The sequence below is a fragment of the Halopseudomonas salegens genome (assembly GCF_900105655.1).
GTDB classification, from domain to species: domain Bacteria; phylum Pseudomonadota; class Gammaproteobacteria; order Pseudomonadales; family Pseudomonadaceae; genus Halopseudomonas; species Halopseudomonas salegens.
Map to the genome: position 1 here is coordinate 2,957,508 of NZ_LT629787.1, position 21,551 is coordinate 2,979,058.

Consider the following 21,551-nt stretch of genomic DNA (forward strand, 5'->3'; position numbering starts at 1 on the left):
CAGGGCGCAACACCAATATCTGCGAGCTTGATTACTGCGCAGCAGCAATCAGGCAAACACCCAAAACCTTAATTCAACAACAACCCACTGATCCGCCGCACAGGTGTACGCACTGCCTCTTCAAACACCCCGGCGCGGCTTTCCAGCAGGGTGAAGTGCTTGCTGGCGCGGGTGATCGCGGTATAGACCAGTTCCTTGGTCAGTACCGGATTGCGCGCCGGTGGCAGCACCAGCACCGCATGGCTGAACTCCGAGCCCTGGGACTTGTGCACTGTCATGGCAAACACACTGTCCACCTCCGGCAGGCGGCTAGGCAACACAAAACGAATGCCGCCGCTGCCGTCGTTGCGCGGAAAAGCCACGCGCAGGGCCGTGCGTTCGGGGTCGCCCGGTTTCAGCGCCGGCTCGGCGATGCGCAGGGCGATACCGATATCACCGTTCATCAGCCCCAGCGCATAGTCATTGCGGGTGACCAGTACCGGCCGGCCCTCGTACCAGCCCTGCGCCGCCGGCAACAGGCCACGCGCATGCAAAAGACCGGTGATGCGCTGGTTGATCGCGTCCACCCCCCAGTCCCCCTTGCGCACTGCACACAGCAGCTGACACTGATCAAACACATTCAGCACCGCACGCGCCCAGGCCTGCCAGGCGTCACTCTCGGCCGGTGTGTCCGCCGACGGTCGTTGCGACTTGAGCAACTGCAGATAGGCCTGATAGCCCGGCAATGCATCCGTGCCCAGCACGCAGGCGGCAAAGGCCGGATCAGCAGGCTGGTTCAGGCTGCGCTGATGAATATCGGCAAACTGCCCGCTGTGCAGCAGTTGCCGGGCACCAGGCGCATCGCAGCGGTTGACCGCACGCGCCAGCTCACCGATACCGCTGTCACTGCCAAAGCGATGAGAGAAGCGCAGCATGGCCGTTTGTTGCTCGATCAGATGCTGCTCGGCATCGCCGGTTGCCAGGCCGGCCGCGGCCAGTGACTGGCCACTGACCGCTTCCAGCCAGTCGCGGGTTTGCTCACTGTAATAGCCCTGCTCGGCCTGCCGGCACAGATCACCCAGCACGGCGCCAGCCTCCACCGACGCCAGCTGGTCCTTGTCACCCAGCAGGATCAAACGGCTATGGGCCGGCAATGCGGCCAGTACGCAGGCCATCATTTCCAGATCGATCATCGAGGCTTCGTCGATCACCAGCACATCCAGCGCCAGCGGGTTATCGCGGTGGTGACGGAAATGACGGCTGTGCGGCTGGCTGCCGAGCAGCCGATGCAGGGTGCTGACTGCAGTGGGGATGGCATCGCGCAACTCATCCTTCAGTTGCAACTGGCCGACCTGACGGCCAATGGATTCGGTTAGCCGTGCGGCGGCCTTGCCGGTCGGCGCCGCCAGGCGGATGCGCAGTGGCTGGCCGGCTGCTACCGCCGGTGCCTGCAACAGCGCCAGCAGGCGCACCACAGTGGTGGTCTTGCCGGTTCCCGGCCCGCCGGTGATGATGCTGAAGCGCCCGCGTGCCGCCAGCGCACAGGCCAGCCGCTGCCAGTCCGGCGCGTGCTTGCTGTCGGTAAACAGCTGCTGCAGTTGCTCGGCAAAGTCATCGCTGACCGGCAGCGGTGCCTGCAAGCGTTCACTCAGGGCACTCACCACATCACGTTCATAGTGCCAGTAACGGCGCAAGTACAGCCGCTGGCCGACCAGTACCAGTGGCCGCACGCCCTCGGCCGGTTGTTCGCTATCGACCACCAGGCTACGGGCCAGCGCTACCTGCCAGTCGGTTAGCGCCACGCTTTGTAGTAATTCGGAGGGCAGCGGCGCATCGACACTTTCCGCGCCCTCCGGCGGCAGCGACAGGGCAAAATCAGGAGTCTGCAGGGTGGCGGCCAGATCCAGACAGACATGCCCGTGACCCAGTTGGTGACTGACCAGCGCCGCCGCCAGCAGCACCAGCGGTGGGCAGTCGGGCGCCTGCTCGCGCAGAAAACCGGCCAGTGCCCGGTCCAGTGGACGCAACCAGCCGGCGGCCTGCCAGCTGTCAAGCAGCGCCAGCAGCGCGGCGCTGTCCTCCAATTCGGGCCTGACGGGTGTTTCATTCAACAGATCAAATTGCTCAGGCATGATTGATCTCCTGCGGCTGACTGGCAAACAGTTGATCCAGCGTTTCGATCAATGCACGGGACGGGCGCGCCTGCCAGAGACCGCCGCTGGGTGCATCCACACCACGCAGGAACCAGTACACCGCCCCGCCGACATGCTGATCGTAATCGTAGCCCGGCAGCCGCGCCTTCAGCTGGCGGTGCAGCGCCAGCACATAGAACACGTACTGCAGATCGTAGCGGTGCGCCTGCACGCTCTGGTACATGGCTGCCTGGCTGTAGCTGCCAGCATCCGGCCCCAGCCAGTTGGACTTGTAGTCGACCACCCAGTAGCGGCCCTGGTGTTCGAACACCAGATCGATATAGCCTTTGAACAGGCCATTGAGCATGTCCGCGCCCAGTTGCGGATAATCCCCGCCATCCAGCGTTTCCGCACGTACCAGGGCATCAATTCTGGCCGCCTTGACGCCCTGGGCGGCAAACAGAAACTGCAACTCGCTCTGGTATTGCCCCGGCTGCAACTGCGTCAGACTGAAGGGCTCGCCGTCCAGTGACCAGGATTGCACCAGCAGGCGACCGAGCCAGTCCTGCAGGCAGTCGGTCCATTCCTCCCAGTTGCGTCGCTGACAACGCGGGGCCAGCCATTGCAGGCGGCGCTCCGGTTCAGCCGAGCAGGCAAAGCCGTCTTCCGCCATCTTTTCCAGCAGGCTGTGCAGAAAGACCCCCGGCTGCGGACCGCGCGGGAAGTTATGCGGACTGTGCGCCCGGCCAAGGCCCGGCGGCAGAAAAATCGCCGGCACATCGTGATCCAGCGAGTAGCTGTCCTGGCCGTTGAGCAGGGCACTGTAAGAGCCGATCCACCAGTGTTCGAAGGGCTGATGGCCGGGTTGACGTTCACTGATGCTGGTCGGCGCCGGGGCTTCTGCCTGATAGGCCAGTTCGCTGGCCTCGGGGGCCGGCAGTACAGTGATCTCCGGTGGCTGTTGCAAGGCCTGCAACCACTGGCCGAGTTGCTCTGTTGACGGCAGTCGCTCGCCACCCGCCAGCAACCAGGCCAGCGCGCTCTGATGCAGTACCGATGCCTTGCCGTTACCACGTTTCAGGTCGGCCACACCCAGCCAGCAGGCATGCCGAGCCCGGGTCAGGGCTACGTAGAGCAGACGTATATCTTCACCCAGACGTTCGGCATCGGCCTGCGCCACCGCCTGTTCGTCCGGTTTCAGCTGCAGACGCCGCGCTTCACCATCATGCAGCCGCAGCGGGTGCTTGCCATCCTCGGGACGGCTATGGGCGATAAAAGGCAGGAACACCAAGGGGTATTCCAGCCCCTTGGATTTGTGGATGGTCACCACCTTGACCAGCTCGGCATCGCTCTCCAGCCGCAACACCTGGTCCTCGGCGCCATTGCCGGCGGCATCCTCCAGCAATTCAGCCAGATGACGGATCAACGCCTGTTCGCCGTCCAGCTCACGACTGGCGGCCTGCAGCAGTTCGGCCAGATGCAGCAGGTTGGTCAGCCTGCGCTCGCCGTCGGCTTGTTGCAGCAGTCGCGCCGGCAACTGGAACTGGTGCAGCAACTGCTGCAACATCGGCAGCACGCCCTGGCGCAACCCTACCCGGCGCAGGCCGTGAAACTGCTCGACCTTGTTCTCCCAGTAACGCTCATCCTGATTCAGCTGTTCCAGCTCGGCCCAGCGCAGGCCCAGCCCCGGACTGGCCAGCGCCGCGCGCAGCAGGCTGTCGTTGCCGGGATCGGCGCAGGCGCGCAGCCAGCGCAACACATCAGCCGCTTCCGCACTGGCAAACACCGAATCCTTGTCTGACAGGTAGACGCTGCGCACCCCGCGCGCGGCCAGCGCCTGACGAATGCACTGCGCTTCCTTGCCGGTGCGCACCAGGACAGCCATGTCCGCCGGCTTGACGGCCCTGAGGCCCTGCTGCGGATGGGCAAAACCGGCGTCACCGGCCTGCCCGGCGTTCAGCAGCTCGACCATGGCCGTGGCACAGCGCTCAGCCATCTGCTGACGATAGGCATCACCGGTCAGTGGCTTTTCGCTGTCCAGCTGCCACACCGTGAGCGCCGGAGCATCCACGCCCTGATACTGCCAGATGTCCTTGCGCCCTTGCGCCAGCACCGGCTGGAAGGGCAAGGGGTGGTCCTCGCCCTGACGGAAATGGAAAGCGCCCTTGGGGTTGTTCGCCTCGGCCAGACTGAACACCCGGTTGACCGCAGCCACCATGGACTGGCTGGAGCGGTAGTTGGTCTCCAGGTTTTCATGCCGCCCGGTGGTATCGCGCCGGGCCTGGAGATAGGTGTGAATGTCTGCGCCACGGAAACTGTAGATCGCCTGCTTGGGGTCGCCAATCAGCAACAGGGCGCTGTCCTGATCATTGGCGGCGACCTGATAGACCGCATTGAAGATACGGTACTGCAGGGGATCGGTATCCTGGAATTCATCAATCATCGCCACCGGAAACTGCTGACGGATCACCTCGGCCAGGCGAGCGCCATTGTGGCCCTGCAGGGCCACATCCAGACGCTTGAGCATGTCGTCAAAGCCCATCTGCGCGCGGCGGCGCTGCTCCTGCTCGAAGCGCGCAGCGATCCAGTTGGCGGCCTGGGTCAGGCCAGTCTGTTCCGGGGAAGGCAGCTCCGCCAGTGCCTGCTTGAGTGCGATTATTGCTGTCATCGCCGGATGGGTGGGTGGTGGACTGCCCCCCTTCCAGGCTTCAGCCAGCCCCTCCTCGCTGAGGCGATGCCAGGCCGAATCAGTCAGATCGAGTTTTTCCTGTTCCGGGGTATTGGCCCACTCGCGCAGACTGACAAACCAGGGCGCAAAATAGCGGCGTTGCAGCTTTTTACCATTAACCAGTTTTTGCTCGACCGCCTGCTCCAGCAACTGTTCCAGCTCATCGGCCCAAACGGTCCAGGGCGCTTTCAGCGCAGCCAGGGTGTCAGCGCGTTGCTCCAGGGTATCGGCAATCAGCGCCTGCAAATCGCTGCCGGCGTCGGGCAAGGACTCCGCCAGCAAAGGCGTAACCTTGGTCAGCAAACCCTCGGGCGTACCCCAGTGTTCGGCTACCCAGGCCAGCGCTGCGCCCTGCAGCGGGTAGCAATGCTGACGCCAGTAATCCCGCGTCACCTCGGCACGCAGCTCGCGCTGGTCAGTTTCCAGCGTCTGCTCGAACAGGCTGCCACTGTCGAAAGCATGTTCACGCAGCATGCGCTGGCACCAACTGTGGATGGTCGATACTGCAGCCTGATCCATCCACTGAGCGGCAATCTCCAGCCTGCGCGCACTGGCTGGCCAGTGCTCTGTCGGAGTCTGCTGGCAGAGCGCAGTAATGATCGGGTCCGGGTCGGGCAATTCTTCGCGGAAGGCGCTGGCCGCATCCACCAGCCGGGCACGAATGCGATCGCGCAGCTCCTGGGTGGCGGCCTCGGTAAAGGTCACGACCAGAATCTCCGGCGGCAGCAGGGCGTGGGGGAAATCCGCCTCGCCGCCTTGGCCGAGCACCAGCCGCAAATACAGCGCGGAGATGGTAAAGGTTTTGCCGGTACCAGCACTGGCTTCGATCAGCCGGCTGCCACGCAACGGGCAGCGCAGCGCCAGCGGCAGACTGGAATGCGTCATGCATCATCCTCCACGGGGGTAAGCACCAGCAATTCACGGGTCTGCAAATCCAGCAAGGGGCGGTACAGCTGCTCGGCCCAATCGCTGAATCCTGCCGCCTGCAGGCTGGCAAAATCAGGGAAGCTGCGCTGCAGGGCAACACTCTTGTCCACCTCGCCCAACTGACGCTCACTGCCCTCATAGTATTTGCCGGCCTTGTCCAGATCGTCATCCTTGAGCCAGAGCATGGCGGTTTCCAGCGCCAGCGGCAGCGGCTGACAGAGTCCCTGCTGAAAGCCGGCCAGCCATCGCTGCAGGATGTCCTGCGCCGTCTCTGGCTGCAGCGGATATAGCGTCAGGCTGGCATCCTCAGCGATCAGACAGACTTGCGCTGCCGCACCGCTGGCACTGGCCAGCAAGTGCTGACACACAGCCCCCAGTGCGCGCCGCCAACGCAGGCTTTGCTGCTTGCCCTTGCCGCTCAGCAGACGGCCGGTTTCCAGCTGCAACAGCATCTGGCCACCCAGGCTGCTGGCGCTGCGCCAACCGCCCAACCAGTCCTGCAGTTCAATGCCCGGCGCCGCTGCACTGACGGCCAAGGGCTGCTCCAGCGGCGTATCCCACAGTTCCAGCAATTGCTGGTAGCGCACCAGCTGGCCCCGCAGCGGGGCAATCAGCGCTTCCCGTTCGCGCTCGCCAAAGCCGGCCAGCGGCAGGCTGCCGCGCTGGTTCAGGCGCAATGATTCCTGCTCCAGCACCTGCGTCCAGTCTGCCTCGACGCCACTGGCCAGGGTGCGCTGCAACAGCCACTGGCTCAGCTCAAAGCGTTGCAGGCCATCGAGGGCAAAGGGTTCATCATCCTCGGCCTGCAGCTCGGCAGTGCGGAACCAGACCTTCAGACGCTGGCCAAAGAAATGCTCGACCGGGCTGCGCAAGAAACGCTGCAGCGCCGTGACATCAATGGGCTCGCTCAGGTCAGGTGGGGGCAGTGGGTTATCAGCCACGGTGTTCAACGGCGCCTCATGCAGTACTCGCCAATCGCTGGCATAACTGAACAGGCGCGGGTTGCTGCCATCGAAATAGTGCCGACTGAAAGGCTGCAAGGGATGCTCGGTGGTCAGTGCTGCCAGCAGGTCCTGCTCCGGGTCGGCGCAGCGCCAGCCGGCAGCCAGATGGTCACGCAACTGACCGATCAATACCGAGGGCGGGCGTTCGCCATTGTCGCGGATGCTGCGCCCGACCCAGCTGATATACAGACTATCGCGGGCCGACAGCAGCGCCTCGAGCAGCAGGTAGCGGTCGTCCTCGCGTCGCGAACGGTCACCGGGACGGTAGTCATGGGCCATCAGGTCAAAATCCAGCGGCGGCTGGGCTCGCGGGTAGTCGCCATCGTTCATGCCCAACAGACAGACCATGCGGAAGGGAATCGCACGCATGGGCATCAGGGTGCAGACATTGACCGCACCAGCGAGAAAACGCTGGCTCAGTTGCTGCTGGCCTATGCCCTCCAACCAGGCCTCGGCCACCACATTCAGCGGCAACTCTTCATCCAGCCCGACCTCGCTGGTCAGCTCCAGCCACTGATCCAGACTCTGGTGCAACTGGCCAACCAGTAACTGATCCGTTTCGCTGGCGGCAGTAAAGAAATCGGCTAGCAACAGGCGCAGACGCTCCCCCCAGACCGCCGGTGCCGCTGCGCTGGCCAAAGCCTGCTCATGCCGGTCCAGCGTCTGCAACAGCTGGTCCAGCGGGCCAATCAGGGCCGCATCCAGACCACCGACCTCGTCATAGGGTTCAATCTCGCCCCAGGCACCCTGCTGGCCACTGGCATAGCCGAGCAGCATGCGTCGCCAGCCAAAGCGCCAGCTGTTGTGTTCCAACCCGGCGGGCAAGCCGCGCGCCATGCGCCGCTGCTGATCCAGCCCCCAGCGAATGCCGGCGCCCTCAATCCAGCGCTGCAGGGTCGGCAAGTCCGCTTCGGTCAGATCAAAACGGTTACGCAGTGCCGGTACATCGAGCAAATCCAGCACCTCGCTGACCGGCAAGCGGCTGTGGGGCAGCTGCAGCAGATGCTCCAGCGCAATCAGCAGGGGTTCACGACCGCGCTGGTTCTGATCCGCCAGGGTAAAGGGGATGTAGCGCGGGTCATCCGCCGCATACTGGCCGAACACGGCCTGGATATGCGCTGCATAGGTATCCACATCCGGCACCATGACAATCACATCCCGCGGGCGCAGGATTGGATGACGACCAAAGGCATCCAGTAGCTGGTCATGCAGGATTTCCACCTCACGCTGCGCGCTGTGGGCAATATGCATGCGGATCGAGGTATCTGCGCTCAGTTGCGGCGGCGCACCGTGATGGGGTGATTCGCTGGCCAGTGGCGGCCAGACACTGCGCGTTTCTGCCAGGGGGCGCAGTTCAAGAATATCCTGCTGTAGCTGTTGCAGCAGGGTGTCACCCGGTGGCGGTTCAAACAGGTCAACCCGGCCACCGTTAATGGCGGCAAAGCGCTGCTCGTAGCTGGCGCGCTCGTCATGGACATCGAGCAGGTTGATATAGTCACGGCCTTGCTTGCCCCAGGCCGCCAGCAAGGGGTGGGCATGCTGGTGCAGGGTGCTTTCATCCAGCTGCACGGGTGTGTCGGGCTTGGCCGCCTGCCGACGGTATTGATGGCGCAAGAGTTCTCGGTCAGCAACGATATCGCCCCAGTAGAACTGGCAGGGGTTGAGCACGGCCAGCAGCACCTGACTGAAACGCCCGAGCGCCGCCAGGGCCTCCAGGGTCTGGGCTGGTAGCGACGAAATGCCGAATACAATCACCCGCCGCGGCAAGCCTGCAGGGCGTTCATCGGTGTTGAGCAGAGCGTCTAGTGCACGCGGATGAACCCCCGCGCGACTATTACTGACATGCTCGCTACCCACATCGGCCAACACCGCACGCCACAAAGCCGGCTGCCACAGCTCATGTTCGTTCAGTGCCCGACCGCCATTACGCGACAGGCTGATGTAGTCTTGCCCGGCTGCCCAATCATTCAACCAGTCAGCGCGATACACCTGATACTGATCGAACAGGTCGGCCAGGCGTTCGGCCAGTTGGTAGCGTTTGCGACAGTCATCATCGTCGGCAAGAAATCGCTGCAAGGGCGCAAAGGCAGGATCATCGAGCAAGGCGGGAAGCAAACGCAGCAAACGCCAGGTCAGCGGTTGCTTGTCCAGTGGCGAGCTGCCCGGCACGCTCTCGGCACCCAGCACGCCACGATACAATTGCCAGAGAAACTGTGCCGGCAGCTGCACATCCTGCGCGGCAGCAATGCCACAACCGCCCTGCTCCGGGTCGGCCGCCAGCGCCATTTCAAGCCACTGGCCAATACCGTTGCTCTGCACCAGCACCACTTCATTTTCCAATGGTGCCAGGGGATTTTCCCGCATCCAGTCGACCACCAGCTGTCGCAGGCTTTCCAGGCGATTGCCATGCAGAATCATGAATCCGGGGCTGAGACTGGCGGCGTCCTGCATGACTTCTCCCATGTTGAGCGAGACTGCATGCTCGCGATGCAGATCATTCAACATAGTATCAGGGAGCTGTGCGACAGGTCAGGTCGCAGATATAGAATAAGGGAACCTTTGAAAACGTAGGCGACGCAGCTGCGGCAACGCAGGTAGTTTTCAGAAGCTCCCTATACCTGAGACCCAAGAAATGTCCGCTCCCACGGGCTGATCTGCTGCATATAGCTGTCCAGCTCCATGCGTTTGGTGGCAAGAAAGCCGGCAACAAACTCCTCACCCAGCCAGTCGCGGGCAAAGCGACTGCGTTGCAGACGATGCAACGCCTGATGCAGGGTCACCGGCAGCAAAAGCTCATCGGCCGCAACAAATTCGCCGTGCACTTCAGCAGCCGGCAGGCATTCGTCTTCAATGCCCTGCAGGCCGGCAGCCAGGCTGGCGGCAATCGCCAGATAGGGATTGGCATCGGCGCCAGGCAAGCGATTTTCCACCCGACGATCAACCGGACCGCTGTGCGGCACGCGCAACCCCGCCATGCGATTGTCAGTCGACCAGCACAGGCTGTTGGGCGAGGCATAAGGGCTGTAATAGCGCTGGTAACTGTTGACGTAGGGCGCCATCAGCGCCGTCAGATCGGCCAGCCAGGCCTGCTGGCCACCGATGTAATGCCGGAAGCTCAAGGTCGGCTCACCGCTCTGCGGGTCGGTGAAAATATTCTTGCCGGAACTGCGCGCGATGATGCTCTGGTGCACATGCATCGAGCTGCCCGGCATGTCGGCCAGCGGCTTGGCCATGCAGACCGCCTTGAGGCCGTGCTTGAGGGCCAGCTCGCCCAGCATGAACTTGAACAGGAAAGTCTGATCGGCCACCTGCAGGGCATCACCGTGCACAAAGTTCAATTCGAACTGACTCAGGCCCATTTCATTCATGAAGGTATCGCGCGGAATACCCAGCGCATCCATCGCGATTTTCAGCTCATCAAAAAAGGCCTGCAAACCATTGGCACTACCGACGCTAAAGGCAGAAATACCCGCTTCGCGCTGGCCACCAATACCCCGTGGCGCCAAAAAGCCCTGTTGCGGATCGGATGCCGCATCAAACAGATAGAACTCCAGCTCGGTCGCTACCACCGGCTGCCAGCCACGCTCCGCGTAGCGATTCAGCACTGTTGCCAGCAATGCGCGCGATGACAGGCCACAGGCGCTGCCATCCAGCTCTTCCGGTTGGCAAATAACCAGCCCACGGGCCTCAGCCCAGGGCAAGCGATGAATCTGATTCGCTACCGGCTGCATCACCAGGTCGCCGTCATCATGGCCATAGAACTCGGGCTCGGGATAGCCACCCATGATGCACTGCAACAATACCCCGCGGGCCAGGTGCAGTCTTCGTCCTGCCACAAAGCCTTCCCGGGTCATCACCTTGCCCCGAGGCACACCATTCAGGTCAGCGGTGACGCAAGCAATATCGCTGACACCAGCCAGGCGCTGGGCAAGAGAAAGGCTGGATGGTGCAGAGGTCATGGCAGGCTCGCTAACAGGGCTGGGCAACATTGGCAAGTCGACGATGATACCTGAACAGTGCCTGATGTCGATGGCGGGCTGGACCTGCTGGCTGGAGTCGGCTAGCATTCACCTACGAATGAACGTTCATTCAATAACAGCAAACAGGGATTCTCCGATGCTACGACACATCCTTCTCTCATCCGTCTTACTGCTGGGCGCCAGCATGCTCACCGCTTGCCTTGGCGGCAGTGGCGGGTCCAGCCAGCCCACTGCCGAGCCACCCACAGACAAGGCGCAGCCGCCACTGGTGTATCTTGCCAGTGCCGCCATTGGCGTCAGTGACCTTGAGGCATCCCTTGACCTGTATACCCAGGGTCTGGGCATGCAAGAGGTTGAACGACTACAACGCAGTGATCGCACCGAAGTTATCCTGCGCTCGGCGGACCGTCGCGGGTCGCACCTGGTACTGATGGATTTTACCGATGGCGTCGGTCGCAACGTCCAGCAGAACCCCGGGAAACTGGTGTTTTACGTCGCAGACATGGCCAGTTATCTGGCGGACTTTACCGCCCAGGGCGGCCGCATCACCCTGCCCCCGAGCGTGCAGCCGGATCTGGGTAATGTACTGGTTGGCTTCGGTCGCGATACCGACAACAACCTGATCGAGTTTGTCGGTGAACCCGACGCCGAGCATTCTTTTTTCGGCGCCTTCGGTATCGGCGTCAGTGATTTGCCGGCCGCCCGCGATTTTTATGTCGAGCAACTCGGTTTCGAGGAACAACTGTTTCTCGAACTTCCCGGCTTATACGACGAATACGTTCTGCAGTCGCCAGTCCCCGGCGACTCGGCGTTGGTGCTGATGAACTGGACCAATGACGGTAACCAGAATTACACCGACAACCCGGTCAAGCTGCAACTGGAGCTGGATGACCCGGTCACTGCGGCCGAACAGCTGCAGCAGCAGGATGTGACTGTCAGCCAGTTTCCGGCACCCAGCGGCGAACCGGACCTGAATCAGGCAGTGGTCGGCTATGCAGCGGATGCCGATGGCACCTCCCTTGAACTGCGCCAGGGCCTGCGTAGCTATCTCGCCGCCGGCGCTATAGGCGTGGCCGATCTGGACGCCGCTTTGCACTTCTATACCAACGCGCTGGATCTGCAGGAAGTAACCCGCCGGCAACGCGATAATCGTCTTGAGGTGGTCTTGCAAGCGGCTGAAGGGCGTGGTGGCGAGCTGGTGTTGATGGCGTTCACCGATGGCCAGCAACGCCAGTATGACCGCAACCCCGGCAAGCTGGTGTTCTACGTCAATGACCCGGATGCCATAGCCATGGACATTGTCGCCGCCGGAGGGCGCGTTACTCTGCCACCCGCCCTGCAGCCAGGCCTTGGTGCCGTGGTCGGTTTTGCCCGTGATCCGGATAATAATCTGGTGGAAATTGTCGGTAGCCCGGATGCATCTCCAGCCTATCTCAGCGCCTTCGGTATTGGCGTCAGTGACCTTGGCGCCGCAAGGGATTTCTATGTTGAGCAACTCGGTTTCCGGCAACAACTGTTCCTGCCCATCCCCGGCATGTACAACGAATACATTCTGCAGGGCCAGGGCGGCGTGGCATTGGTGCTGATGAACTGGGTTGACGGTCAGCCACGCAACTACGCGGACAACCCGGTCAAGCTGGAAATCCGCAGCATGGCACCAGCAGCCCAATTGCAAGCGATCAGTGACAGTGGCGAGCAGGTAATCCAGACACCCGAGCCAGATGCCAGCCGGGACGATGAAAAGGTTGCCTATGCACTGGATAGTGACGGTAGCCTGCTGGAAATCCTTCATGCTCCCTGGAGACAGGCAGCCGAATAGCTACCCGGACATAAACAAGCCGGCTATCAAAGCCGGCTTGTTTATCAACCTCAGAAGCTCAGGGCTCGATCGCCCTGCTCGTCCCTGATCCGGGTCGGCAGACCCATATCGTTGAGCAGGTTGATAAAGGGCTTGGGGTCCAGCTCTTCGATGTTGACCATCTTGTTTACATCCCACTCGCCCGTCGCGATCAGCAGTGCCGCAGCAACAGGCGGTACACCAGCCGTGTAGGAGATGCCCTGGCTGCCCACTTCGGCGTAGGCTTCGGCGTGGTCGGCAACGTTGTAGATGAACACTTCCTTGTCCTTGCCGTCTTTCTTGCCTTTGACCACATCGCCAATACAGGTCTTTCCGCTGTAGGTCGGCGCCAGCGAAGAGGGGTCCGGCAGTACTGCCTTGACCACCTTGAGCGGCACCACTTCCAGACCCTCAGCCGTAGTCACCGGCTGCTCGGACAGCAAACCCAGGTTTTTCAGCACGGTGAAGACGTTGATGTAATGCTCACCAAAGCCCATCCAGAAGCGAATGTTAGGGACATCCAGATTCTTCGACAGCGAATGCAGCTCATCATGCCCGGTCATGTAGCTGGTCTGGGCACCGACCACGGGCAGGTCATCGGTGCGTTTGACCTCGAACATGCTTTTGCTGACCCACTCACGGTTCTGCCAGGACCAGACGGTGCCGGTAAACTCGCGGAAATTGATTTCCGGGTCAAAGTTGGTGGCAAAGTAACGGCCGTGACTGCCCGCATTGATATCGATAATGTCGATATCGCTGACGCTGTCAAAATACTCGTTCACTGCGATAGCCGCGTAGGCGTTGACCACGCCCGGATCAAAACCGGCGCCCAGAATGGCCGTAACGCCTTTCTCAGCACACAATTCCTTGCGTTTCCACTCGTAGTTGGCGTACCACGGCGGGGTTTCACAGATCTTTTCCGGCTCTTCGTGAATCGCTGTATCCATATAGGCAGCACCGGTTTCGATACAGGCCTGCAATACGGACATATTGATGAAAGCCGATCCGACATTGATGACGATCCGGGATTGGGTCTGCTCGATCAGGGCCTTGGTGGCCGCAATATCCAGCGCATCCAGTGCATGCGCCTGCAATTCCCCTGCAACCTTGAGGCTGCCCTTTTCCTGCACGCTGTCGACGATCTGCTGACATTTCTCGACCGTACGTGAGGCGATATGGATATTTCCCAATATATCGTTATGCTGCGCACACTTGTGGGCAACCACTTGGGCAACACCCCCGGCACCAACAATCAGAACGTTTTTCTTCATTGCTCTTCCTCGAAACGCCTCCTTCAAAGGCTTTGGTGGTTATCAAACCTCAAGAGAGGCTGCCAACAAAATCATCAAACCCGAACTCGCGCACCAGTTCAACCTCACCGTCCAGGCGCTTGACCGCTATGGAAGGCATTTGCACGCCATTGAACCAGTTCTTCTTCACCATGGTGTAACCGGCCGCATCGATGAACGACAGCCGATCACCAATCTGCAACGGCTGATCAAACCTGAACTCACCGAAAATATCACCTGCCAGGCAGGATTTGCCACAGACCATATACTCATGCGGCCCGTCGCAAGGGGCCATGCGCGCGGGCTGACGGTAGATCAGCAGATCGAGCATGTGGGCTTCGATCGAGCTGTCGACAATCGCCAGCTGCTTGCCGTTGAACAGGGTGTCCAGCACGGTGACTTGCAGTGAGCTGCTCAGGGTAATGGCTGCTTCGCCCGGTTCCAGGTACACCTGTACGCCGAAGCGTTCGGCAAAGGCCTTGAGTCGCGCGCAAAAGATGTCCAGCGGATAGCCTTCGCCGGTGAAGTGAATGCCGCCACCCAGGCTGACCCACTCGACCTTCTCCAGCAGTGCACCAAAGCGCTCTTCAATCTGGCTGAGCATGCGGTCGAACAGCTCGAAGTCGCTGTTCTCGCAATTGTTGTGAATCATGAAGCCGGAGATCTTGTCGATCACGCCCATGACCTTGTCCGCATCCCACTCGCCAAGGCGGCTGAATGGCCGCGACGGATCGGCGATAATGAACTCGGAACTGGACACGCCGGGATTCAGACGCAGGCCACGCACGTGCTCACTCGACGCCTGCTCAAAGCGCTCAAGCTGGCTGATCGAATTGAAAATGATCTTGTCCGAGTGACCGAGCACCTCGGCAATCTCGTCGTCCGCGTAAGCCACACTGTAGGCATGAGTTTCACCGGGGAATTTGAGTTTGCCCAGTTTTACCTCGTTGAGCGACGACGAGGTAGTGCCATCCATATAACGGCTCATCAAACCGAACACCGACCAGGTGGCAAAGCATTTCAGTGCCAGTAGCGCCTTGGCTCCAGAGTGTTCGCGCACATAGGCGATCCGCTCAAGGTTGCGAAGCAGCTTGCTTTCATCGATCAGATAATACGGCGTTTTGATCACCAGGATAGTACCCCTCTGCCCATGACGAGGTTCCGGCACTGGCCGGATGAGAAAGCGCGCGATTATAAGGTATAGGGAGCGTCGCTTCGAGCAAAATCACGCATGTGACTTTGCATATGGTAGCAGTTCGGGCTTGGCAAATTGACTACGTTTGAATGACAAAGGGTGACCGTCCGCAACCCCGTCACCCGGGCAGGCAGCGAGCGACCCTGATACCCGGGCAGAAAAATAGTATCAATCCGGCAACCATGAACGCCGCATGTGTTGCAGAAAAAACGCTTTCTCTGCCGCCAGATCAAACAGGTCCGGGGCAAACAACCAGCTTTGGGTAATCCCCATCAGCTGGCTGTAGACCAACAAGGCCAAACGTCTTGGTGAGTCTGTCGCAGGCAGCATGGCCGCCTGCTGAGCCGCAACAAAGCTGTTACGCAAACCGTCGATAATTGTCAGGGTCAATCCACGCTCACGCTCGAGAGTCGGCACCATCTGCTCGGTCAACTCGGTCTTGTTCAACAAAATCTCGAAAGACTGGCGGAACCAGGCATCCTCAACCAGCAGGTCCAGCCAGCGGCAAATGAACTGCTCGATCGCCTGCAGCGGTTGTGCATTGGCGACCTGCATTTCCGCCACCAGCTGTTCAAGCGGCTCCTGAGACACCGCCAATACGGCCTGATAAAGATCATCCTTGTTCTTGAAGTGCCAGTAGATCGGTCCGCGACTGTATCCTGCTTCAGCGGCGATCATGGCCAGGGTAGTATTCGAGTAGCCATTGCGACTGAACAGAGTCAGCGCGGCATCAATGACTTTCAAACGGGTTTTTTCGGCATCTTGCTTGCTGCGACGCATGGAGGCTTCCGTGAGCAGGCGCGGCGGGGCAGGCCCGCCGCGTCGTTGGTATTACAGCTCGCCATCGGCCGCCATCTGCATGTAGCTGGGGTCGAAGCGCAGCTTGATGTTAGCACTGTCACCCAGGATGACGTCACCCGGAAAACTGATGCCGACAAAGTCTGCCGAGGGCGCACCATCACCCAGCAGGCCACGTTCAAAGGAGAACTGGCGTACATCTTCCATGGCCGTGACCGCCTCTTTGCTGGAGATAAAACTCACAGCATCAGCCGGCTCCCAGAACATTTTCATGCCATCCAGCTGCATTTCATAACCCGCCTGATCGGTACCGGACGCTTCACCCAGGAAGGCACGAATCTCGGCACCTTCTTCAGTGTCAGTGCCCATTATCGCCATCAGCTCGAACCAGGCACCCGTCAAGGCTTTGCCCAGTGCCGGGTTGGCCGCCAGAGTCTCGGTATTGACGATGGTCAGGTCCTTGATATGACCCGGAATATGCGAAGAATCAAACACCAGGTTGGCACCCGGCACACTCATCACATCGGTCAGTTGCGGGTTCCAGGCCGCGACATTGCGCACACCGTCGGTATTGAAAGCGGCAACAATGTCAGCGTCACCGGTATTCACCACAGTTACGTCGCGCTCACTGAGACCGACGCTGTCCAGCGCCTGGGCCAACAGGTAATGCGATACTGACAGCTCAACCAGGTTGATCGACTGGCCCTTGAGGTCAGCGATATCGTCGCTGTCTTTCATCACCAGACCGTCATTGCCGTTGGAGTAGTCGCCAACGATCAGCGCCGTGGTATCCACACCGCCAGCAGCCGGAATCGACAGCGCATCCATGCTGGTCGCCACCACACCATCAAACTGGCCAGCGGTGTACTGGTTGATGGACTCGATATAGTCGTTGATCTGTACAATCTCGACGTCAATATCATATTTGTCCGCCCATTTTTCCATGATGCCGGACTCATCAATGTACTGCCAGGGCATCCAGCCCGCATAGATGCTCCAGGCAAGGCGGAAACTGTCACGCTCCTCGGCAGTGGCCGCCGCCGGAAGAATCATGGTACTGGCGGCAATGGTCAGCAAAGAACCGGTCAGCATTTGCTTGCAACGCTGGGTAAAGCGGGTTGATTTTTTCATCGTTAGACTCCTGAAGTTAATAACCGTTGGCAAAGTGACAGCAAGAGTCGCGCCACTTCACCCTTGACTCGCATTCAGAACATTTTCAGATAACGCTTGAGCTCCCAGTCAGACACGTACGTGTGGTAGCTGGTCCACTCTTCGCGCTTGAGCGCGACAAAACTGTCAAACATGGCCTCACCAAAAACGGCTTTCGACAGCGGGTCCTCGGCAAAGGCATCCACCGCCTCACCCAGGTTCTGCGGCAGCATCTCGATACCCTGTTCACGCACTTCGGCATCGCTGTAGTTGTACATGTTTTCGCGCCGTGGCTGACCCGGGTCCATGCCCTCGCGAATACCTTCCAGTCCGGCCGCCAGCATCATCGCTGCGCCCAGATAGGGGTTGCAGGCGATGTCCGCCGCGCGACACTCGACCCGGGCACCCTGAGAGGGAATGCGCAACATATTGGTGCGGTTGTTATTGCCGTAACAGGCGAACACCGGAGCCCAGGTTGAGCCCGACATGGCCCCCTTGCGCACCAATCGCTTGTAGCTGTTGACCGTCGGCGCAATCACCGCACTGATCGCCTGTGCATGTTTGATGATGCCGGCAATAAAGTGATAACCCATGGCGGTGACACCGCAACCGTGGGGATCTTCACCATGTGCCGGATCGAACAGGTTGCGTCCGGTTTCCCGGTCGGCCAGCGACATGTTGTAGTGCGCGCCACTGCCGGTGCGATTGGCCGAAGGCTTGGGCATAAAGCTGGCAAAGGCACCGTGCTTGCGAGCGATTTCATTGGCCATCAGACGGAAGAACACCAGGCGGTCGGCCATGTTCAGCGCATCGGTATAGGTAAAATCAGTCTCGAACTGGCCGTTGGCGTCTTCGTGATCAAAGGAGTACACATCCCAGCCCAGTTGGTTCATCGCATCGACCAGCTCATCAATAATCGGCAGATTATCGAACATGGTGCGCGGGTCATAACAGGGTTTCGCCTGATCATCGCGGTCACTGACCGGCGCAAAGCCACCGTCTTCCGTGTCCTTGAACAGGAAGAACTCGGTTTCTATGCCCAGATTGAAGGTCAGTCCCATGGCTTCCGCTGCAGCAATCTGGCGCTTGAGAATATTGCGTGAGCAAGCTTCGAAGGGAGCCCCCTCCAGGTACAGGTCACTGGCAAACCAGGCCAGCTGCGGGTTCCAGGGACAGATTGCCAGCGACTTTTCATCCGGCATCGCAGCCACTTCATTGTCGCTGATGTCCTGCGGTACACCGTCAAGCGCGGCACCCGTAAACAATTCCGAACCCTTGAACATTCGGTCGAGGTGCTGCAAGGGAACGAACTTGCCCTTGATGATGCCATGAATATCAACATAACCAGCCAGCGCGTGTTTGACGCCTTTGTCGGCCAGGGATTGCTGCAAGGTGTGACTGCTCATCGGGTACTCCTCTGATGGCTGTGAGCCGTGTTCGGGTTGGTACGAATCTTCCATTCAACATACATGCCAGCATGCATGTATAAATTCATTGCCAGCCTGTTTACAGGCTTGCGCACCCGGGAAAACACATTTGGCAGGGGATATTAAATGACATCAAATCAGGCACTTAAGAAGACATTCCAGCTGCATGACTTTCCGCTCGACAGCGGAGAAAAGCTGGCTTCAGGCTGGCTCAGTTACCTGCAGATCGGCGAACTGAACGCCGCTGGCGACAACCTTATCCTGCTGCCAACGTACTATGGTGGAACACATGAGGGCATATTGCCCTGGATTGGTGCAGACTCACCGCTCAATCCTGCGCAGTATTGCCTGGTGATCCCCAACCTGATCGGCAATGGTGTTTCGGTGTCGCCATCCAATGCCGAGCATTTCCAGGCCGGGCCGCACTTTCCGGCCATCAGCCTGTATGACAATGTGCGCGCACAAAAGCGCTTGCTGGAAAGCTGCTTCGACGATGCTGCCCCGGCGCTGGTCATGGGCTGGTCCATGGGTGGCATGCAGGCCTTGCACTGGGGAGCGCTGTACCCGGATCGGGTGCAGCGTCTGCTGAGCATCTGCGCCACCGCACGCTGCTGGCCGCACAACCAGATCTTTCTGGCCGGCGTAAAAGCTGCCTTGACCTGCGATGCCGCCTGGCAGGACGGGGGCTACCAGTCACCGCCCGACAAGGGTCTGAAAGCCTTTGGCCGGGTTTATGCCGGCTGGGCCTACAGTCAGGCGTTTTTCCGCAAACAACTGCATCGCGAGCTGGGCCTGGAGACCCTGCAGGATGTACTCGACTATTGGGAAGAGGATCATCTGCAACAGGATGCCAATAACCTGCTGTGTGTACTGGAGAGCTGGCAACAGGCCGATATCAGTCAACTGCCCGCCTTTGCCGGGGACCCTGAACAGGCACTGGCCAGCATTCGTGCGCCGAGCATTATCATGCCCTCCAGCACGGACCTGTATTTCACCGCAGAAGATGCTGCCTGGGAGGCCGCCCGGATGCCACATGCCGAGTTACGCGTACTGGAATCTGACTGGGGACATATTGCCGGCGCACCGGGCCGCAGCCCGGTTGATCACCAGCAGATCATGACGGCGTGTGCCGACTTGCTCACACGAAGGGGGCTGGCCAGTTGAGCGTTTTCGATTGGCCATCAGCGCTGAACAAGTGGCCCACTGTTGGCACGGCATAACAGCGCTGACCCCGCTCCGGGTGCCAGGCATTGTACTGCGCGTGACTGATGCCCACTTCCCAGAGGTCATCACTGGCCCAGCCAACCGGCTTGAGTTCGATCCGCACTTCAGCGCCAATGAGACTGATCGCCTCTATCTGCATCGGCAGGTTGGCATGACCGGCCGGCGCATTGTGCAAACCCAGCTCATGTGGACGCAGGAAGAGCTGCAGCTCCTCACCATGCTCAGGCTCGGGTAGCTCAACCCAGGCATCGCCCTGGGTGAGCCGCTTGCCGTCAACACGGCCAGTCAGCACATTGACCTGGCCTAGAAAGTTGAACACAAAACGGCTATCCGGTTTGGCATACAGCGCTTGCGGGGCATCCACCTGTTCAATCTGACCGGCGCTCATCACTACAACCTGATCAGACAGCTCAAGCGCCTCCTCCTGATCATGGGTGACGAACACACTGGTAAAGTGCAACTCGTCATGCAGGCTGCGTAACCAGCGACGCAACTCCTTGCGTACCTTGGCGTCCAGAGCGCCAAAGGGCTCGTCCAGCAGCAGTATTTGCGGCTGTGTTGCCATGGCCCGGGCAAGCGCAATCCGCTGTTTCTGCCCACCCGAGAGTTGTGCCGGATAACGCTTGGCGAGATGATCGAGCTGAACCATCTCCAGCAGGTCGGCCACCCGCCGCTTGATGTCGGCACGCGGCGGTCGCTGCTTGCGCGGTAAAACATCCAGACCAAAAGCAACGTTGTCTGCGACCGTCATGTGCCGGAACAAGGCATAGTGCTGGAACACAAAACCAACCCGACGCTCACGTACATGCAGCTTGCTGACATCCTCGCCGTGAAACAGAATGCGCCCCTTGTCTGCTGTTTCCAGGCCGGCGATGATGCGCAGCAATGTGGTTTTGCCCGAACCGGAGGGCCCCAGCAGACCCGTCAGTTGGCCATCGGCAATCTCCAGACGTATATCATCCAGCGCCTTGAAGCGACCAAACGACTTATCGATACCTTGCAGACTGATACTCATTGACGACCATCCACAGTCAGATCCAGGGATTCACGTTGCCGGGACTGGCGCCACTCGACAAAACTTTTTACCAGCAGGGTAACCAGGGCGATCCCGGCCAGTAGCGAGGCACTGGTGAAAGCACCCACCACGTTGTAATCCTGATACAGCAGCTCGACGTGCAACGGCAGCGTATTGGTTTCCCCACGGATATTGCCCGACACAACAGACACCGCACCAAATTCACCGACTGCCCTCGCATTGGTCAGTACCACGCCGTAAATCAGAGCCCATTGAATATTCGGCAGGGTCACACGGCGGAACAGCTGCCAACCTGAAGCCCCGAGAATCACCCCGGCCTCCTCTTCTTCATGACCCTGCTGCTGCATAAGGGGGATCAGTTCCCGCGCCACAAAGGGACAGGTAACAAAGACCGTCACCATGACAATGCCCGGCCAGGAAAACATCAACTGCACATCACGGTCCATCAACCAGCCACCCAACCAACCGTTACTGCCATACAGCAGCAGATACAAGAGACCGGCAACCACTGGCGACACCGCAAAGGGTATATCGATCAGGGTAATCAGCGCCTTGCGTCCGGGAAATTCGAAACGGGTCACCAACCAGGCAAGAAAGACACCGAACACCAAATTGATGGGTACTGTCAGCCCGGCCACCAGCAGGGTGAGCATAATCGCGTGACGGGTATAGCTATCAGTCAGATTATTCCAGAAGGTTTCCGCTCCACCGGAAAACGCCTGAATAAAAATCGCCGCCACTGGCACCACCAATATCAGTGCGGTCAGTGCGGCAGCCAGACTAATCAGACTCCATTTGACCAAGGGGGTGTCGCCGATGCGCAATTTGCCGTGTGTTCGCATTATC

The 21,551-nt window shown here is 60.0% G+C and carries 13 protein-coding genes; 2 read left to right on the top strand and 11 right to left on the bottom strand.

What is annotated here, in order from left to right; translation table 11 throughout:
- Positions 1 to 68 precede the first annotated feature (68 nt).
- From recD to BLU07_RS13645, 4 genes are all read right to left on the bottom strand, one after another.
- Positions 69 to 2,111, bottom strand: a complete 2,043-nt coding sequence (gene recD, locus BLU07_RS13630) for an exodeoxyribonuclease V subunit alpha (protein ID WP_092387813.1) — start codon at positions 2,109 to 2,111, stop codon at positions 69 to 71.
- Positions 2,104 to 5,724 carry an exodeoxyribonuclease V subunit beta gene (gene recB, locus BLU07_RS13635; protein WP_092387815.1) on the bottom strand — a complete coding sequence of 1,207 codons (3,621 nt, stop codon included), beginning with the start codon at positions 5,722 to 5,724 and terminating at the stop codon, positions 2,104 to 2,106. The genes recD and recB overlap by 8 nt, the downstream gene beginning before the upstream one ends.
- On the bottom strand, positions 5,721 to 9,221 hold the full coding sequence (gene recC / locus BLU07_RS13640; protein ID WP_092389886.1) for an exodeoxyribonuclease V subunit gamma: 3,501 nt from the start codon (positions 9,219 to 9,221) through the stop codon (positions 5,721 to 5,723). Before recC ends, recB begins: the two co-directional genes overlap by 4 nt.
- A gap of 161 nt (positions 9,222 to 9,382) precedes the next feature.
- On the bottom strand, positions 9,383 to 10,729 hold the full coding sequence (locus BLU07_RS13645) for a glutamine synthetase family protein (RefSeq protein ID WP_092387817.1): 1,347 nt from the start codon (positions 10,727 to 10,729) through the stop codon (positions 9,383 to 9,385).
- Positions 10,730 to 10,886: 157 nt separating this feature from the next.
- Between BLU07_RS13645 and BLU07_RS13650 the strand changes: the two genes are divergently transcribed.
- Complete coding sequence (locus tag BLU07_RS13650; protein WP_172830119.1) at positions 10,887 to 12,569, top strand: VOC family protein; 1,683 nt, start codon at positions 10,887 to 10,889, stop codon at positions 12,567 to 12,569.
- A 50-nt stretch (positions 12,570 to 12,619) separates the two neighbouring features.
- Here the strand turns inward: BLU07_RS13650 and BLU07_RS13655 are convergent, their stop codons facing one another.
- From BLU07_RS13655 to glnT, 5 genes are all read right to left on the bottom strand, one after another.
- Complete coding sequence (locus BLU07_RS13655; RefSeq protein ID WP_092387821.1) at positions 12,620 to 13,858, bottom strand: saccharopine dehydrogenase family protein; 1,239 nt, start codon at positions 13,856 to 13,858, stop codon at positions 12,620 to 12,622.
- A 49-nt stretch (positions 13,859 to 13,907) separates the two neighbouring features.
- Positions 13,908 to 15,005, bottom strand: a complete 1,098-nt coding sequence (locus BLU07_RS13660; protein ID WP_092387823.1) for a carboxynorspermidine decarboxylase — start codon at positions 15,003 to 15,005, stop codon at positions 13,908 to 13,910.
- Positions 15,006 to 15,239: 234 nt separating this feature from the next.
- Positions 15,240 to 15,851, bottom strand: a complete 612-nt coding sequence (locus BLU07_RS13665) for a TetR family transcriptional regulator (protein ID WP_092387825.1) — start codon at positions 15,849 to 15,851, stop codon at positions 15,240 to 15,242.
- A 51-nt stretch (positions 15,852 to 15,902) separates the two neighbouring features.
- Positions 15,903 to 16,961, bottom strand: coding sequence for a putative urea ABC transporter substrate-binding protein (locus BLU07_RS13670; RefSeq protein ID WP_092389888.1), 1,059 nt, complete (start codon positions 16,959 to 16,961; stop codon positions 15,903 to 15,905).
- Between the two features lie 113 nt (positions 16,962 to 17,074).
- On the bottom strand, positions 17,075 to 18,424 hold the full coding sequence (glnT, locus tag BLU07_RS13675; RefSeq protein WP_092387827.1) for a type III glutamate--ammonia ligase: 1,350 nt from the start codon (positions 18,422 to 18,424) through the stop codon (positions 17,075 to 17,077).
- A gap of 147 nt (positions 18,425 to 18,571) precedes the next feature.
- Here glnT and BLU07_RS13680 point away from each other — a divergent pair, with 147 nt between their 5' ends.
- A complete protein-coding gene (locus BLU07_RS13680) occupies positions 18,572 to 19,609 on the top strand; it encodes an alpha/beta fold hydrolase (protein ID WP_092387829.1) in 1,038 nt (345 codons plus the stop codon).
- On the opposite strand, the gene BLU07_RS13685 is transcribed toward BLU07_RS13680, so the two are convergent.
- Together BLU07_RS13685 and cysW are read right to left on the bottom strand one after the other, a co-directional pair.
- Positions 19,584 to 20,684: a sulfate/molybdate ABC transporter ATP-binding protein gene (locus tag BLU07_RS13685; protein ID WP_092387831.1), complete on the bottom strand. Its 1,101-nt coding sequence runs from the start codon at positions 20,682 to 20,684 to the stop codon at positions 19,584 to 19,586. The genes BLU07_RS13680 and BLU07_RS13685 overlap by 26 nt on opposite strands.
- On the bottom strand, positions 20,681 to 21,547 hold the full coding sequence (gene cysW / locus BLU07_RS13690; protein WP_092387833.1) for a sulfate ABC transporter permease subunit CysW: 867 nt from the start codon (positions 21,545 to 21,547) through the stop codon (positions 20,681 to 20,683). The genes BLU07_RS13685 and cysW overlap by 4 nt, the downstream gene beginning before the upstream one ends.
- Positions 21,548 to 21,551 lie beyond the last annotated feature (4 nt).

What these genes read in the sequence shown, in the direction of transcription:
- recD (WP_092387813.1), bottom strand. Translation starts at nt 2,111, where the DNA reads ATGCCTGAGCAATTTGATCTGTTGAATGAAACACCCGTCAGGCCCGAA.
- recB (WP_092387815.1), bottom strand. Translation starts at nt 5,724, where the DNA reads ATGACGCATTCCAGTCTGCCGCTGGCGCTGCGCTGCCCGTTGCGTGGC.
- recC (WP_092389886.1), bottom strand. Translation starts at nt 9,221, where the DNA reads ATGCAGGACGCCGCCAGTCTCAGCCCCGGATTCATGATTCTGCATGGC.
- BLU07_RS13645 (WP_092387817.1), bottom strand. Translation starts at nt 10,729, where the DNA reads ATGACCTCTGCACCATCCAGCCTTTCTCTTGCCCAGCGCCTGGCTGGT.
- BLU07_RS13650 (WP_172830119.1), top strand. Translation starts at nt 10,887, where the DNA reads ATGCTACGACACATCCTTCTCTCATCCGTCTTACTGCTGGGCGCCAGC.
- BLU07_RS13655 (WP_092387821.1), bottom strand. Translation starts at nt 13,858, where the DNA reads ATGAAGAAAAACGTTCTGATTGTTGGTGCCGGGGGTGTTGCCCAAGTG.
- BLU07_RS13665 (WP_092387825.1), bottom strand. Translation starts at nt 15,851, where the DNA reads ATGCGTCGCAGCAAGCAAGATGCCGAAAAAACCCGTTTGAAAGTCATT.
- BLU07_RS13670 (WP_092389888.1), bottom strand. Translation starts at nt 16,961, where the DNA reads ATGCTGACCGGTTCTTTGCTGACCATTGCCGCCAGTACCATGATTCTT.
- glnT (WP_092387827.1), bottom strand. Translation starts at nt 18,424, where the DNA reads ATGAGCAGTCACACCTTGCAGCAATCCCTGGCCGACAAAGGCGTCAAA.
- BLU07_RS13680 (WP_092387829.1), top strand. Translation starts at nt 18,572, where the DNA reads ATGACATCAAATCAGGCACTTAAGAAGACATTCCAGCTGCATGACTTT.
- BLU07_RS13685 (WP_092387831.1), bottom strand. Translation starts at nt 20,684, where the DNA reads ATGAGTATCAGTCTGCAAGGTATCGATAAGTCGTTTGGTCGCTTCAAG.
- cysW (WP_092387833.1), bottom strand. Translation starts at nt 21,547, where the DNA reads ATGCGAACACACGGCAAATTGCGCATCGGCGACACCCCCTTGGTCAAA.